This window comes from Tessaracoccus luoxuelianae (assembly GCF_055326245.1).
Genome location: NZ_JBUZNO010000003.1, coordinates 46,832 through 61,085, shown reverse-complemented (window position 1 = coordinate 61,085; position 14,254 = coordinate 46,832). Strand labels below are relative to the sequence as shown.

14 protein-coding genes and 1 riboswitch are annotated in these 14,254 nt (G+C 70.6%); of the genes, 7 read left to right on the top strand and 7 right to left on the bottom strand.

Translation table 11 applies throughout. The annotated features are described in order from the left end of the window. Positions 1-6: 6 nt before the first annotated feature. Genes ACZK39_RS05380 through uidA form a run of 5 tightly spaced genes read right to left on the bottom strand, consistent with a single transcriptional unit; the run spans position 7 to position 5,829 of the window. Positions 7-1,065, bottom strand: coding sequence for a LacI family DNA-binding transcriptional regulator (locus ACZK39_RS05380; protein WP_463612751.1), 1,059 nt, complete (start codon positions 1,063-1,065; stop codon positions 7-9). Then, positions 1,058-2,455 (bottom strand): nickel pincer cofactor biosynthesis protein LarC, encoded by a 1,398-nt coding sequence (gene larC / locus ACZK39_RS05375; protein WP_463612750.1) that lies wholly within the window; start codon positions 2,453-2,455, stop codon positions 1,058-1,060. Before larC ends, ACZK39_RS05380 begins: the two co-directional genes overlap by 8 nt. Continuing rightward, complete coding sequence (gene larB, locus ACZK39_RS05370; protein WP_463612749.1) at positions 2,448-3,134, bottom strand: nickel pincer cofactor biosynthesis protein LarB; 687 nt, start codon at positions 3,132-3,134, stop codon at positions 2,448-2,450. The genes larC and larB overlap by 8 nt, the downstream gene beginning before the upstream one ends. Beyond that, positions 3,131-4,039 (bottom strand): ATP-dependent sacrificial sulfur transferase LarE, encoded by a 909-nt coding sequence (gene larE / locus ACZK39_RS05365; RefSeq protein ID WP_463612748.1) that lies wholly within the window; start codon positions 4,037-4,039, stop codon positions 3,131-3,133. The genes larB and larE overlap by 4 nt, the downstream gene beginning before the upstream one ends. 5 nt (positions 4,040-4,044) lie before the next feature. Then, positions 4,045-5,829, bottom strand: a complete 1,785-nt coding sequence (gene uidA / locus ACZK39_RS05360; RefSeq protein WP_463612747.1) for a beta-glucuronidase — start codon at positions 5,827-5,829, stop codon at positions 4,045-4,047. A 395-nt stretch (positions 5,830-6,224) separates the two neighbouring features. On the opposite strand from uidA, the gene eno reads away from it, so the two are divergent. The 6 genes from eno (at position 6,225) to ACZK39_RS05330 (ending at position 10,605) form a co-directional block, all read left to right on the top strand. Then, a complete protein-coding gene (gene eno, locus ACZK39_RS05355; protein ID WP_463612746.1) occupies positions 6,225-7,505 on the top strand; it encodes a phosphopyruvate hydratase in 1,281 nt (426 codons plus the stop codon). Beyond that, positions 7,502-8,044: a universal stress protein gene (locus ACZK39_RS05350; RefSeq protein ID WP_463612745.1), complete on the top strand. Its 543-nt coding sequence runs from the start codon at positions 7,502-7,504 to the stop codon at positions 8,042-8,044. The genes eno and ACZK39_RS05350 overlap by 4 nt, the downstream gene beginning before the upstream one ends. Beyond that, positions 8,041-8,490 (top strand): fluoride efflux transporter FluC, encoded by a 450-nt coding sequence (locus tag ACZK39_RS05345; protein ID WP_463612744.1) that lies wholly within the window; start codon positions 8,041-8,043, stop codon positions 8,488-8,490. Before ACZK39_RS05350 ends, ACZK39_RS05345 begins: the two co-directional genes overlap by 4 nt. Further along, a complete protein-coding gene (locus tag ACZK39_RS05340) occupies positions 8,487-8,858 on the top strand; it encodes a fluoride efflux transporter FluC (RefSeq protein WP_463612743.1) in 372 nt (123 codons plus the stop codon). The genes ACZK39_RS05345 and ACZK39_RS05340 overlap by 4 nt, the downstream gene beginning before the upstream one ends. Positions 8,859-8,950: 92 nt before the next feature. Next, positions 8,951-9,023, top strand: a riboswitch (Fluoride riboswitch). Positions 9,024-9,043: 20 nt separating this feature from the next. Further along, complete coding sequence (locus tag ACZK39_RS05335) at positions 9,044-9,853, top strand: hypothetical protein (protein ID WP_463612742.1); 810 nt, start codon at positions 9,044-9,046, stop codon at positions 9,851-9,853. Continuing rightward, positions 9,850-10,605 carry an MFS transporter gene (locus tag ACZK39_RS05330; protein WP_463612914.1) on the top strand — a complete coding sequence of 252 codons (756 nt, stop codon included), beginning with the start codon at positions 9,850-9,852 and terminating at the stop codon, positions 10,603-10,605. Before ACZK39_RS05335 ends, ACZK39_RS05330 begins: the two co-directional genes overlap by 4 nt. On the opposite strand, the gene ACZK39_RS05325 is transcribed toward ACZK39_RS05330, so the two are convergent. Next, positions 10,565-11,836, bottom strand: a complete 1,272-nt coding sequence (locus ACZK39_RS05325; protein WP_463612913.1) for an IS256 family transposase — start codon at positions 11,834-11,836, stop codon at positions 10,565-10,567. The genes ACZK39_RS05330 and ACZK39_RS05325 overlap by 41 nt on opposite strands. Positions 11,837-11,922: 86 nt before the next feature. Here ACZK39_RS05325 and ACZK39_RS05320 point away from each other — a divergent pair, with 86 nt between their 5' ends. After that, positions 11,923-12,732, top strand: coding sequence for a sulfite exporter TauE/SafE family protein (locus tag ACZK39_RS05320; protein WP_463612741.1), 810 nt, complete (start codon positions 11,923-11,925; stop codon positions 12,730-12,732). 126 nt (positions 12,733-12,858) lie between these two features. Here ACZK39_RS05320 and ACZK39_RS05315 read toward each other — a convergent pair whose 3' ends face one another. After that, positions 12,859-14,187 carry a hypothetical protein gene (locus ACZK39_RS05315; protein WP_463612740.1) on the bottom strand — a complete coding sequence of 443 codons (1,329 nt, stop codon included), beginning with the start codon at positions 14,185-14,187 and terminating at the stop codon, positions 12,859-12,861. Between the last annotated feature and the right edge of the window lie 67 nt (positions 14,188-14,254).

Below are 14,254 nucleotides of genomic sequence, written 5' to 3'. Positions count from 1 at the left end.
GCGTTTCTACCTGACTTCCGTGTGAGGTGCGATGGGCGTGGGGTCGACGGGTGGAGGTGGGGCGACGCTCTCGCGCACCAGGAGCTCCATGGGGGTAACGATGGTTTCGGCGCTGGGGGCGCCCCGGTGGCGGAGCTGGGTGATCAGGGCCCGGGCGGCGCGGGCGCCGATCAGGCTCGTGGCGGGGGAGACGGTGGTGAGCGTGGGCGTGGTCAGGACCGACGAGATGGAGTTGTCCACGCCGATCACGGACACGTCGTCGGGCACCCGGTAGCCGGCGCCCTGCACCTGCTTCATGAAGCCGATGGCCATGATGTCGTTGTAGGCGATCACCCCAGAGGTGGGGTGCTCCTGCCACTCGCGGCCGGCGGCGAAGCCGCCGTGGATCGATGGCGCGTTGGGGCCGATGCGGCGCAGGTGCAGGCTGAGCTCCTGGCAGGCCTCTGACACCGCGCGCCAGCGGGCGCCGTCGGCCCAGGAGGCGGCGGGTCCGGAGAGGTAGGTGAGCCGCCGGTGGCCGAGGGTGGCCAGATGCTCGACGGCGCGGCGTAGCCCTCTGGCCGTGTCGGGGATGATCGAGGGCAGCCCGGCGATCGCGCGGTTGACCGCGACCACCGGCGTGACCTTGACGATCTGGGCGATCGCCGAGTCGCTCAGGCGCGACGAGGTGAGCGCCACCCCGTCGACCAGGTGGAGGACGCTCTGGATCAGCTGGTTTTCCATCTGACCGTCCTCCTGCGAGTCGATGAGCAGGACGGTGTGGCCGTGCGCCGTGGCCTCCTTCTGGAAGCCCTTCATGATGTGGGCGTAGACGGGGTTGGTGACGTCCGCGACGACGAAGGCCAGCAGTTTGGTGCCCGGGGTGATGCCCTCCGGGCGGGCGATCGGATCCACGCGGTAGCCGAGCCGGGCCGCGGCCTCGTGGATGCGCAGGCCCGTCTCGGCGTTGACGCGGCCGGGGCGGGCGAAGGCCCGGGAGACGGTGGACGCCGCGACGCCGGCCTCCCGCGCCACGTCGTAGATGGTGACGCGCTTGCGACGCTTGGGGGTGGACTCGTCAGTCATCGCCGTCCTCCTGCGCATCGGGCCAGGGGGCGCCGGGGTAGAGGCCCGCGCGCCACGCGGCGCCCTGCGCCCGGGTGAGGGCGACGCGCTGCGCGCAGCCGAGGATGGTGGCCAGCTCCTCGATGTCGCGGAACTCGGCGGTGGCCTGATGGATCGCGGAGCCGGGGCCGTCGCCGGAGATCTTGATCCGCACCTCGATGCCATCCACCTCGACGGGTCTCCACGTCCGGCGCAGTACCCGTCGGCGCCAGGGCGGCGAGATCCGCACGCCGATGGTGGAGGTGTGGGTGATGAGGGCGTCCACCACGTCGTCGACCGAGGCCGGCGGCACCAGGGCGGAGATCGTGTGGGCCGGGCGGCCGCGCTTCATCGTGATGGGGGTGAGCCAGGCGTCGACGGAGCCGGCGTCGAGGAGGCGGTCGATCACCGCGGGCCAGACGCGGGGGTCGAGGTCGTCGATGTTGGCGCTGACCTCGGACACCTCGTCAGGGGTGCGGTCCGGGCTCGGGTCATGGGCGGCGGTGTGCTGCTGGGCGGTGGTGGCGCCGATCACTGCACGGAGGACGCCGGGACGGTCGGCGCGGACCCGGCTGCCGGCGCCGGTGCCGGTGCGGTGGACGGTCATCCGGGGGAGTGGGCCCACGTCCTCGCACAGGGCGCGGATCAGCGTCATGCCGGTGGGGGTGCAGAGCTCGCCCACGTCGGCCGGTCCTCCCGCCTCCACCTGCCACCCCTGGGACAGCTCGATGACGGCCGGCGGGGGGACGGTGAGCAGGCCGTGCTGGGTGTGGACGGTGCCCGCGCCGACAGCCACGACGGAGCTGACGGCACGCTGGACCCCCAGTGTGCGGGCGGCCTCGCAGACGCCGACGATGTCGCCGATGGAGTCGAGGGCGCCCACCTCGTGGAAGTGGACCGACTCGATGTCGGTGCCGTGGGCGGCGGCCTCGGCCCGGGCGAGGGAGCGGAAGGCGGAGGTGGCGAGCCGGAGTGTCGCGGGGGGCATGCCGGGGACGTCGAGCATGGCCTCGATGTCGCCGATGTGACGTGCCGGCGGGTCCACCTCGTCGGCGATGATGTCGACCTTCAGGGCGCTGAACGGGCCGCGCACCACCCGGCGCGTCTGCAGGTGCAGCGCCCCGGGGGCGATCAGGTCCAGCACGGCGGCCACGGACCCGGCGTCGGCGCCGGCGTCGAGGAGGGCGGCCAGGAGCATGTCGCCCGAGGCGCCCTGCGAGGCGTCGATCCACAGCGTGGTGGGCGCGTCGTCGCCGTGGCGGATGTGGCCTGGCTCGACGCGGGTTCCGGCCTCCACCACCTGGCCGTCGGCGGTGGTGACGTGGGAGTGCCCGTGGGAGTGGTGGGCGCCCCCGGTGACGATGTCATGCATGGCGGGGCTCCCTGGGTGCCACGATCTGGGCGGCCAGGTGGCCGGCGCCGTAGCCGTTGTCGATGTTGACCACGCCCACGCCGGGCGCGCACGAGTTGAGCATCGCCAGGAGCGCGCCCACGCCGTCGAAGGTGGCGCCGTAGCCCACAGATGTGGGGACCGCGACCACAGGGCAGGACACCAGGCCCGCCACCACCGGCACGAGCGCGGCGTCCATGCCGGCGGCCAGGACGATGACGTCGGCCCCGCGCAGGGTGTCGAGCCGGCCGAGGATCCGATGGAGTCCGGCCACGCCGACGTCGACGATCTCGACGGTGTCGCGGCCGAGATAGCGGGCGGTCAGGGCCGCCTCCCGGGCGACGGGGAGGTCAGAGGTGCCGGCGCAGACGACGACGACGCGGCCGCCGGTGGGTGCTGGCGGGTCGGCGGGCCAGGCGAGCAGCGAGGCCGTCTGGTCGTACGACGCGTGGGGCAGCTCGCCCAGGATGGCCTCGGCCTGCTCGGCGCTGGCGCGGGTGAACAGGACGGTGCCCAGGGGTTCGGTGGCGACGGCGGCGCGCTCGCGCCACATCCGGGCGATCTCGCCGCACTGCGCGGCCGTCTTGCCCTGGCAGAAGACGGCCTCCGCGTAGCCGCGGCGCTTGAAGCGGTCGAAGTCGAGGTGTGCCACGTCGGTCATAGCGCCTCCGGCCTGCGCGTCAGGAGGGAGAGGGTGAAGGCGCCGGACTGGATGCCGGCGAGGTCCAGCGTGACGTGCTGGAAGCCGGCGGCCCGTACCGCGGCCAGCAGCTGGGCGCTGCGCGCGTGGTCGGCGAGGAGGCCGAACTCCGTCGTCGGCACCTCGATGCGCGCGGTGTCGCCGTGGTGGCGCACGCGGCAGTCGGTGAATCCCGCGCTGAGGACGGCGTCCTCAGCGGCGTCGATGGCCGCGAGCTTCTCCGCGGTGACCTCCTGCCCGTGCGGGATGCGGCTGGAGAGGCACGGGGAGGCGGGCTTGGCCGCGACCTGGAGGCCCAGGTGGGCGGCGATCTCCCGGACCAGGGCCTTCGTGGCACCCGCGGTCGAGAGGGGGTGCCGCACGTGGTGTTCGCGGGCGGCCCGGCTGCCCGGACGGTCCGCGCGGACCGCGTCGTCGGCATTCTCACCGTAGGCGACCACGTCGAGGCCGAGCTCGGACACCACGCGGGCGTCCAGGCGGGTGAACAGCTCGTCCTTGCAGAAGTAGCAGCGGTCGACGGGGTTGGCGCTGTAGGACGGGTTCTCCAGCTCGTGCGTGGCCACCTCCACCACCGTGAGGCCCAGCTGCTCGGCCTGGCGGTGGGCGAGGCGTCGCTCGCGCCGGGCCAGCGACGGCGAGACGCCGAGCAGGAGCACTGTGTTGTCCCGGCCGACGGCTCGGGCGGTGAGCGCCCCGAGGACCGCCGAGTCCACCCCGCCGGAGTAGGCGACCCCGACGCGGGGGGTGGCGCCGTCGGGCGCGAGGTCGGTGGCCACTAGGGCCGCGACCCTCTCGAGTTCTGCGGGGAGGGCGGAGTGGAGATCGACTCTCGCCTCCGTCGGCCACGCTGCGCGATGGAAGGTCATGTCGGTCAGCGGCCCTGCTCGTCGCGCAGGCGCAGCCAGCGGTCGCGGACGCCGTAGGCGGCGGCCTTCGGCAGACGGTCCCGGGTGAACATGCCCTTCTTGTTGCCGCCCACGCGCATGATGCCGGGGGTGGTCTGGAAATCGGCGAAGTTCCACATCTGCTCGCCCGCAACCTCGCGGTAGTCGTCGAAGACTCTGTGGTACATGCCGAGCAGGTCGGCCTGGAACTCCTCGGACCAGGGGCGATGGTGGAAGTCGCGGAGCCCGCTGAGCGTGTCAGGGCCGTACTCGGTGAAGATGATGGGCTTGCCGGGGGCCAGCTGGATCCAGGCGTCGATCTCCGTGCGCAGGTGCGCCTCGGCCAGGGCCACGTCGCCGTTGTCCCAGTACCAGCCGTAATAGCGGTTGAGCATCACCACGTCGTAGAGGTCGGCCACCTTCTCCTTGTCGGGCGTGGACAGCTGCACGTTGACGTAGCCGACGGGGCGGGTGGGGTCGGCCTCGCGGGCCACCTGGACGAGGGGCTCGAAGTAGTCGCGGCCGGCATCGGTGAAGGTCTCGGGTTCGTTGGCGATGGACCACAGCACCACGCTGGGATGGTTCTTGTCGCGGGCGATGAGCTCACGGATGTGCGCGGCGTGCACGCGCTGGGTCTCGTCGTTGACCGTGTCCGGGCTGAAGGTGGACCGGGGGGTGTCGTCGCCGAAGATGCCGCCCGTGATGCCCGCGTTGAGGCCGACGGCGGCCGTCTCGTCGATCACGACGAAGCCCTGACGGTCCGCGTAGTCCATCACCTCCTCCGCGTACGGGTAGTGCGAGGTGCGGAAGGAGTTGGCGCCCTGCCAGGCCATGAGCTCGAAGTCGTGGACCATGAGCACGTTGTCGTGGCCCTTGCCGCGGGCCAGGTTGTCCTCGTGGCGGCCGTAGCCGCGGAAGTAGAAGGGCTCGCCGTTGATGAGGAACTGCGAGTCCCTGACCTCCACCGTGCGGATGCCGAACGGCTGGGGGTAGACGTCGTCGTCGGCGTGGACCTCCAGGGTGTAGAGGTAGCCGCGCCCCGGCGCCCAGAGTTCGGCGTCGGCGACGGTGATCTCGCCGCTCGCGCCGTCGGCGGAGGCCACCTCGGCTCCGGTCGCGTCGAGGACGCGAACGCGGATGCTCGTCGCGCCTTCTGCCACCACGTCGTAGGCCACCACGCCGTCGGTGCCGGAGATGTCGGTGACGATGGTCACGTCGGTGACCGCGACCGCCGGCCGGGTGTAGAGAATCACGGAGCGGTGAAGGCCGGCGTAGTTGTAGAAGTCGTGGAAGTAGAACTGCCTCTCGCGGCCCAGCTCGTCGGTCCTCACGAAGCCCGGCGGGATGGACTGCCACGAGAGTCGGTTGTCGACGGCGACCGTGAGCCGGAAGGTGGCGCCGGGCTCGACGACGTCGGTGATGTCGGCCTCGAAGGGGAGGTAGCCGCCCACGTGGCTGACCACCTCGGTGTCATCGACCCATGCCGTGGCCTGGTGCGTGGCGGCGCCGAAGCGCAGGATGAGGCGCTCGCCGTCGACGATGCGGGGCACCGTGACGGTGCGCTGGTACCAGACGACGCCCACGTGGTCGTGGAGGGCGGTGTCGGTGGTGATGTCGTTGTAGGAGGCCGGCACCGGCATGGGGCGGGCATCCGTCAGGGGGCGGGCGTACCAACCGTCGTTGCGGCCCTCATGGGCGATGTCGGCACGGAACTCCCACACACCGTCGAGGGTGGTGATGGATCGGCTGACTGAGGGGCGTGCTCCCAGCATGTCTTGCTCCTTTGCGAGGCGGTGCGTGCGGGTGGTCGGTGAGATTCATTGCATCACCTTGCCGCCCGCCCCTCTCCTGGGTTGCCACAAGTTGCCGTCGCGTTGGACCGTGTTTCGCCGCCGAACCACCGCTCAGCGGGCGCCGCGGCAAGAGATGGCAACTTATGGCCACCCGCACTGGCGCGATGGCGTGTTCGAGGGTGGCGAATGGTCGCTGATTGGACTGTGGCCTGTTGGGAGTGTCGCGGTCGGGTTCGGCGTAGGGTTTGGGGTGGTGATGGACCCCACCGAGGCCGGAATGTTCCGGCCTGAACCGCCTGTTGGCTGATGGCTCCTGTCCACCGGTTTCCCGGGGGCGGTCGAGTCGTGCCCGGGTGAGTTGAAAGGTCTCGGTCATGTCGTTGTCGTTCAGTGGTGTGCGTGCGTTGGAGATCCTGGATTCGCGGGGTCGTCCGACGTTGTCGGTGACGGTCGAGTTGGCGGATGGGGTGGTGGCGTCGGCGGGGGTGCCGTCGGGTGCGTCTACGGGGACGCGTGAAGCCGTTGAGTTGCGCGACGGCGACAAGGCCCGCTTCGGGGGGGCCGGCGTGTTGAACGCGGTCTCCCACGTGAACGGTGAGATCGCCGATTTCCTGGTGGGTCGCTCGTTCGGGTCGTTGGCTGAGGTTGATGAGGGGCTGGCCGGCTTGGATGGGACGCCGAACAAGGGCCGCTTGGGGGCGAACGCGTTGGTGGGGGTGTCGATGGCGACGGCCCGGGCGGCCTCGATGGCCGAGGGCAAGGAGCTGTTCGACTGGCTGCCCGGATGGGGCGCGGCGCAGAGGCTGCCGGTGCCGTGTTTCAACGTGTTGAACGGTGGCGCGCACGCCCCGAACGCGCTGGACTTCCAGGAGTTCATGGTGTGCCCGGTGGGGGCGACGTCGATGGCGGAGGCAGTCCGCGCGGGTGCGGAGGTGTATGCCGCCCTGCGTTCAGGGTTGCAGGCGCAAGGGATGGCAACCGGGTTGGGCGATGAGGGCGGCTTCGCGCCGGAGCTGGCGGTGCCGGAGGACGTGTTGGCGTTGATCGTCGCCGCGATCGAGAAGGCCGGCTACCCAGTGGGCCGGGACGGGGTCGCGATCGCGCTCGATCCGGCGGCGTCGGAGTTCCGGCAGGCCGATGGCCGCTACCGGGTCAACGGGGTGATGTTGTCCAGCGACGAGATGATCGAACGCTACGCGGCGATGGTGGACCGGTTCCCGGTGTGGAGCATCGAGGACGGATTGGGTGAGGACGACCGCGACGGCTGGGTCAAGCTCACCCAGCGCCTCGGCGACAAGATCCAGTTAGTGGGCGATGACAACTTCTGCACCAACCCGGCGATCATCGCCGACGCGATCAAGGCGGGTATCGGGAACGCGGCGCTGATCAAGTTGAACCAGATCGGCAGCGTGACCGAGACCCTGCAGGCCATGAGCTTGTGTCATGAGGCCGGCTACGGGCAGATGGTGTCGCACCGGTCGGGGGAGACTCCGGACTCGTTCATCGCCGATCTGGCGGTGGCGACGGGGTGTGGGCAGATCAAGACGGGTGCTCCGGCGCGGGGGGAGCGGGTGGCGAAGTACAACCGGCTGCTCGAGATCGCCGCGCTGCGGCCGGAGTTGCCGTTCGGGTTGCCGGAGGGCGTGCTTCGGTGAGCCGGGTGCCGCCGCAACCGCATCCGTCGCGGATCACCCCGTTCGCCGCACACCCGATCGTGGTGGGGGTCACCCCGGACCAGCCCGAGCTCGTGACGTTGACGGCGGTGGAGTTGGCACGCGCGTTGGGCGTGGACCTGTTCTTCGGCTACGCCGACCCGGGCCGGGTGGTGGAGCGGGAGTTCCCCGACGGCCGGGTCCAGCACTCCGATCTGGATCCGGACCTGTCTGATGACGAGCAGTGGCGGCGGCGGGAGGCCGCGTTGAAAGCGGCATTGGGGCACACCCTGTCCGGCAGCGGGGTGGGGTGGGAGTTCCGCTATCTGGCGGGGCGGGCGGATCGTGCGTTGACGCATCTGGCGCGGGCGGTCGACGCATCGGTGATCGTGGTCGGTACCCACCGGCCCGGCGGGGGTGGCCGGATGCACGACCTGTTGCAGGGGTCGGTGGGTGCGCACCTGTCCCATCATCAGCACCGGCCGGTGCTGGTGGTCCCGACCGAGGTGGTCGACTGGAAGACCCCCCTGGAATGGCGGTGAGCACCTCCGGCGCGGAGGGCCGTCCGGCGTACCTGCGGCCCTCCCTGGTGGGCTTGGTTGTGTTGGGCGGCACGGTGGGCACGGCGGTGCGGGATCGGCTCGAGGCCGTGTTCGCCGCGTCGGCCGGTCAGCTGCCGTGGGCGACGTTCGGTATCAACGTGTCGGGGGCGTTCCTGCTCGGCTTCCTGCTGGAGGTGCTCGGCTTGGTGGCCCCGGAGGGACGCCGACGGCGGGGGTTGCAGCTGACGTTCGGGACGGGTCTGCTCGGTGGGTACACCACGTACAGCACGTTCGTGCTGGAGACCATCGCCCTGGGTGGCCACGGATCGGTCCTGCTCGCGGTCGCGTACGCGGCCGGCAGTGTGCTGGCTGGTTTCACGGCCGCCTCTGTCGCGATGGGGGTGACCCGGGCGGCGGTCCGGGCGGCCTGGGGGGACGCGCGGTGACCGCGCTGTGGGTCGCGCTGGCGGGCGGGTTGGGTGCGGGGGCCCGGTTCGTGCTGGACGGGCTGCTCACCGAGCTCAGTCGGCGGACGCTGCCGACGGCGACGCTGATCATCAACGTGTTGGGCTCCTTCCTGCTCGGCGTGGTCGCCGGCTGGGCAGCCGCCCACGACGGGCCGCCGATCGTCCGGGCGGTGGCCGGGGTCGGGTTCCTGGGCGGGTTCACCACGTTCAGCACCGCCAGCGTCGAACTGGTCCGCCTGGTCCGCGCCGACCGACCCTGGGCGGCCGTCTTCCTTGCGCTGGTCATGGTGGGGGCGAGTATCGGGGCGGCTCTGCTGGGAGGGCTGGTGGGCGGATTCGCTGGTTGAGCCGGGGTGTGTCGGTGGGCTCGGCGGGCTGCGGTCCACGGCGGCTGGTCATCATCCTCAGCGTTATCGACGGTGCCGGGTGGAGTGCTTACCATGGAGGTGGTGATGGATCCCACCGAGGTGCTTGCCTGAACTGCCGTGTTGGCTGATGGGTCCTCCCGAGTGTGACAGGGAGGACGGACCCCATGGTCAGGTCAGTTGATTCGCCCTCGGGTGTCGATGCGGTGACGTGGGCGTCGCCGGTGTTCCCGCGGGAGCCGCTGACCCCCGCCGAGGTACGCGAATTGTGGGCGTTCCTGCACGGCGACATCATGGTCGGTGGCATCCGGCAGTTGTTGCGGGCGTCGCTGGGGTTGTGTCCCCGGCACACGTGGGGCTACGCGGTGGTCGAGGTCGAGTTGTGGATCGACGGGGCGGGCAGTCGTGGGGGTCACCAGCCGTTCGACGTGTGCGTGTTGTACACCGACCTGCTGGAGCAGGTGGTGTCCCGGCTCCGCGCCCGCAGGTCGGGTGGCCGCGGGTCGTTGGTGGCGCGGCTGGCTCGGCAGGGTCCGTGTCGGGTCTGTGCGGCGCTGGGTCCCGATCTGGATGGTGGACCGGTGACGTTCGCGGGGTCGAACTCGGCGGAGTTGACGGCTGAGGCGAACGCGTTGCGGTTCACCCGGCAGTGGCTGATCGAGACCCGTCCGGTGTGGGAGCGGCGCCGGTGCCCGGCATGCGTCGACCAGCCCGACCCGACGAGCGATGCGGGCGACCCTCGGGTGTGGTGCCTGAGACACCTCACGCGACCGGGGGCCCCGGCGCAGGTGTCGGCGACGGGGCTGGCTGACTATCTGGCGGGTGTGGGGGTGCGGCTGGACGCTTTGGGCCGGTCGATGCGGCAGGGTGCGCCGGCCCCGTCGCCGGCGGAGAACGCCTCGTGGGTCGAGGCCCTGGGCTGGTTCGCGGGGTGGGAGTTCCCGTGCTGGCTCACGTCACCCGAACCCGGGTCATGACACCGACGGGGTGGGGCGGGCCGTCGGGTTCGCCGTCGCCGTCGAGGCGTTGGTTGTCGCGCAACCTGGTGGTGTTGACGCTGGTGTCGTTGATGCAGGACGCCGCCAGCGAGATGGTGTACCCGTTGTTGCCGTTCCTGATCACGGGTGTGTTGGCGGCGCCGCCGGTGGTGTTGGGGGTGATCGAGGGTGTCGCGGAGGCCACCGCCGGCATCGCCCGGTACGTGGCGGGACGGTGGTCCGACCGGGCCGGCCGGAAGGGGTTCATCGGGGCAGGCTACGGGCTGGCGGCTGTGGGGAAGGTCCTGGTCGCGGCGGCGGGCAGTTGGCCGCTGGTGCTGGCCGGTCGGGTGGTGGACCGGGTGGGCAAGGGTGTCCGTTCCGCGCCCCGGGACGCCCTGATCGCCGGGTCAGTGCCACCGGACGCGTTGGGGCGCGCGTTCGGTTTCCATCGGGCTGGTGACACCCTTGGAGCGGTCGTCGGCCCGCTGCTCGGATTGTGGGCGCTGACCGTCTTGCAAGGCGACCTGCATGCCGCGTTGTGGTGGGCGGTGGTCCCGGCGGTGGTTTCGGCGGTGCTGGTGGGCCTGGTCCGTGAGCCGCGGCCGCCTGAGGGCCGGGTGGCTCCGGTGCCACCTGCCCCCCGCCAGGTCGCCCCCGTGGTGCGTTGGGTCTGTCAAGTTTTCGGTGTATCTCATGGTTGTTTGACTCTCAGTATCGGCGGCCGGCGGAGAGCCGTCCGTCGAAGGTGATCTCGAACGCGTTGAGGGCGCCCTTCCAGCGCTGTGTCCAACGTGCTCGTCCCTTGCCTGTGGGGTCCAGCGCCATCACAGCGAGGTAGACGCACTTGAGTGCGGCCTGCTCGTTGGGGAAGTGCCCGCGGGCCTTGACGGCCTTGCGGATCCTGGCGTTGACCGACTCGATCGCGTTGGTGGTACACACGATCCGGCGGATCTCTTTGTCGAACTGCAGGAATGGCACGAACTCCGGCCACGCGTTCTCCCACAAACGCACGATCGCCGGGTACTTAGCGCCCCATACTTCGGTGAACTCCAGGAACCGGTCCTCGGCCGCGGCGACGGTGTCGGCGGTGTAGATCGGCCGCAGCGCGCGGGCCAGCTTGTCCCAGTCCTGCCTTGCCGCGTAACGGAACGACCCGCGAATCAGGTGCACCACGCAGGTCTGCACGATCGTTTGCGGCCACACGTTGCCCACCGACTCGGGCAACCCCTTCAGGCCGTCGCACACCAGCATCAACACGTCAGCGACGCCACGGTTCTTGATCTCGGTCAACACCTGCTGCCAGTACTTCGCGCCCTCGCCGCCGTCCCCGGCCCACAGCCCGAGGATGTCGCGGTTCCCCTCGACGGTGACCGCCAACGCGACGTAGATCGGCCGGTTCGCGACCTGCCCGTCGCGGACCTTCACATGAATCGCGTCGATGAACACCACCGGATACACCGGGTCCAGTGGTCGGTTCTGCCACTCGCCCATCGAGTCCAGGACCTTGTCGGTGATCGTCGAGATCGTGGTCTTCGACACCTCAGAGCCATAAACATCGGCCAGATGCGCCGCGATGTCGCCATGGGTCAGCCCGCGAGCCGACAGCGACAACACCACGTCCTCGATCGCCCCCAAACGCCGTTGCCGCTTCGCCACCACGACCGGCTCAAACGACCCGGCCCGATCCCGAGGCACAGCGATCTCGACCGGGCCGGCCTTCGTCAGCACCGTCTTCGACCGCGTCCCGTTACGGGCGTTGTCGCTGCCCTCGACCCGCTCGTGCTTGTCATAGCCCAGATGCGCGGTCATCTCGCCCTCCAGGGCCGACTCCAGGACCAGCTTGGTCAGCTGAGCCAGCAGCCCGCCCTCGCCCTCCACGGACAGCCCCAGCCGCTGCGCGTCGCCCACGAGCTGCGCCACCAAATCCTTGTCCACCAGCGGGGGCGTTCCCGTCGCCGTCACCTGGTCCTCGACCTCCATCACGACCGCCTCAGCGACCGGCTCAACCTGCATCCTCATCGGGTACCTCCTACATCGGAGTTACACCGGAAAACGTACAGTCCCACTTGACCGGCTACCCTGAGCCGGGTGAGGGATCGGTGGGCGAGGTCGAGGGCGCGGTGATGCCGTTCGAGATCGTGCTGCTGATCGGTGTGGTCATGTTGGTGGTCGCGGCCCTGTATTCGTCGGTGGGGCATGGGGGCGGTTCGGGTTATCTGGCGGTGATGGCCCTGTTCGCGGTGGCGCCGGAGGTGATGCGCCCTGGGGCGCTGGTGCTGAACATCGTGGTGGCGTCGGTGGCGGCGTGGACGTTCCTGCGGCGGGGGGCGTTCGCGTGGCGGACGTTGTGGCCGTTGGCGGTGACGGCGGTCCCGTTGGCGTTCGTCGGCGGCCAGCTCCCGGTGCCGGGGGTGGTGTACAAGCCCCTGTTGGCGGTCGTCTTGTTGTGGTCGGCGGTGTCGTTGTGGTTGCCGCGGGCCCGCCCGTGTGACGACCCGACGCTGACTCCGCCGGTGGTGCCCGCGCTGGCCGCGGGTGCGGTGTTGGGGCTGTTGTCGGGGTTGACCGGGATCGGCGGCGGGATCTTCCTCAGCCCGTTGTTGCTGTTCGCTCGGTGGGCGCCCACCCGGCAGGCGTCCGGGGTGGCGGCGGTGTTCATCCTGCTGAACTCGGCGGCGGGCCTGGCCGGGCAGGTGGCGTCGGTGGCGGTGGTCCCGTGGACGGCGCTGGCGGTGTGGGTGCCGCTGGTGCTGGTCGGCGGGCTGGCCGGTTCCCGGTACGGTTCGCGAACCCCAAACACGAAGACCATCTACCGCCTGCTCGGGGTGGTGTTGGCCGTCGCCGCGGTGAAGATGCTGCTGACCCTGAGCGACTAGCCCGGACGATCACGAACCCACCGGGCTCGTTGTCCCTCGACCTCGAGCTGGTGCCGGTTCGAACCGCGAGGACCCCTACAGCACGGTCGATCGAAGGGACCCGGGACGCGCGGCCCGGGGGTGTGGTCAGGGGGTGGGGGTGGGCTGTCGGGTGCGGGTGTGGTCGCCGGGGGCGTAGTGGCGCCAGGTGGTGCCGGCGTCGACGGCGAGGTTTTCGGTGCGAGGGGTGCTGTAGCCGAGCATGCGGGCCACCACGCTGGGAGGTGCTTGTTGGACGAGGTCGCGGAGGGCTCGTTGGCGTCCGGCGAGGTTGGGGATGCCGAACCGGTGGAGCCGTTTGCGCATCGAGGTGGGGTGCAGGGGTTGTCCGGCGCTGCGGCCGGGGAACAGCCAGCGACTGCCGGGGTTGGTGGCGGTGATCAGGTCCGGCCGCGCGGCCAGGTAGTCGGTGAGGAGGCGGTCGAACGGGGCCGCGACGGGGCTGGCCGGTGTCCCGAGCCGGATCGACACGCCGTGGTCGTTGGTGATGATGTCGTCGATGGTGAGCCGGCTGATCCGGTCCAACGATTGGGCGTACAGCAGGATCAGCAGGCTGAGGACGCGGTCGGCGAGGTCGAGTCCGTCGCCGTTGTGGACGCGGCGGATCAACGCGAGCCGGTCCCGGTGGCTGATCGGGTTGCCTTCGCGTTCGGGTAACGCGGTCAAGCGGCGTCGGGGCAGGTGGCGGCCGGTCATGGCCCACCGCAGGAAGGGGCGCAGCGAGACGGCTTCGGTGCGACTGTGGTGGGCGTGCCACGCGTCGAGCTGGCCCTGGCCGCACGTGGCGAGCGTGCTGTGGTGCTCGGCGAGGTGGTTGAGGAACGCGGCGGCGACGCGCAGGTTGTGGCGGGCGGACTGGTGCCGGTAGTGCCCGATCGGCCCGGAGGCGGCACTGTGTCGGAGTTGGCGGAGCACGTGCCAGGTGGCGTACCGGTGGAGGAGTGTGCGGTGGTCGGGGTCGGGGAGGGTGTCCAGCCAGCCGGGGAGCCACTGCTCGAACAGGAACAGGAACCGGTCCACCGGTGGCAGGATGCCGCAGGCGACGAGCAGGTCCCGGACGTGGATCACCGAACGCCAGGGCGTCAAGGTGGTGATGCCCTCGTGGGTGAGGGGCACCTGCTGGTGGGCGATCGCGGTCAGGATCGGTTGGACGTGGGGTTTGGTCAGCCACAGGATGCCTGAGCGGGGCCTGCGCATGGCGGCCAGCCAGTCGGCGAGAGGGACGAGTTCGGGGCTGATCTGTCCGGTGCCGTCGTCGAGGGCTGCGGCGAGCCGGTCGACCAGGACGCAGCGTCCGCACACGTTCTTGTAGTGGTTCCAGCCCTCCTGTCCGCACCGGCTGCAGGTGAAGTTACCGATGCCGCCGGCGCAATCGGTGCACCATCGTTGCCCCTGGGGGCCGCGTCCGGGCAGCAACCGGTCGGTCCCACACCCGTCGCACACGCCGTACGTTTCGCAGGCCCGCGCGTAACAACCGGAGCAG

Bases quoted from the DNA above. Each gene is read 5' to 3' on its own strand.
- ACZK39_RS05380 (WP_463612751.1), bottom strand. From the start codon at position 1,065: ATGACTGACGAGTCCACCCCCAAGCGTCGCAAGCGCGTCACCATCTAC.
- larC (WP_463612750.1), bottom strand. From the start codon at position 2,455: ATGCATGACATCGTCACCGGGGGCGCCCACCACTCCCACGGGCACTCC.
- larB (WP_463612749.1), bottom strand. From the start codon at position 3,134: ATGACCGACGTGGCACACCTCGACTTCGACCGCTTCAAGCGCCGCGGC.
- larE (WP_463612748.1), bottom strand. From the start codon at position 4,039: ATGACCTTCCATCGCGCAGCGTGGCCGACGGAGGCGAGAGTCGATCTC.
- uidA (WP_463612747.1), bottom strand. From the start codon at position 5,829: ATGCTGGGAGCACGCCCCTCAGTCAGCCGATCCATCACCACCCTCGAC.
- eno (WP_463612746.1), top strand. From the start codon at position 6,225: ATGTCGTTGTCGTTCAGTGGTGTGCGTGCGTTGGAGATCCTGGATTCG.
- ACZK39_RS05335 (WP_463612742.1), top strand. From the start codon at position 9,044: ATGGTCAGGTCAGTTGATTCGCCCTCGGGTGTCGATGCGGTGACGTGG.
- ACZK39_RS05330 (WP_463612914.1), top strand. From the start codon at position 9,850: ATGACACCGACGGGGTGGGGCGGGCCGTCGGGTTCGCCGTCGCCGTCG.
- ACZK39_RS05325 (WP_463612913.1), bottom strand. From the start codon at position 11,836: ATGGAGGTCGAGGACCAGGTGACGGCGACGGGAACGCCCCCGCTGGTG.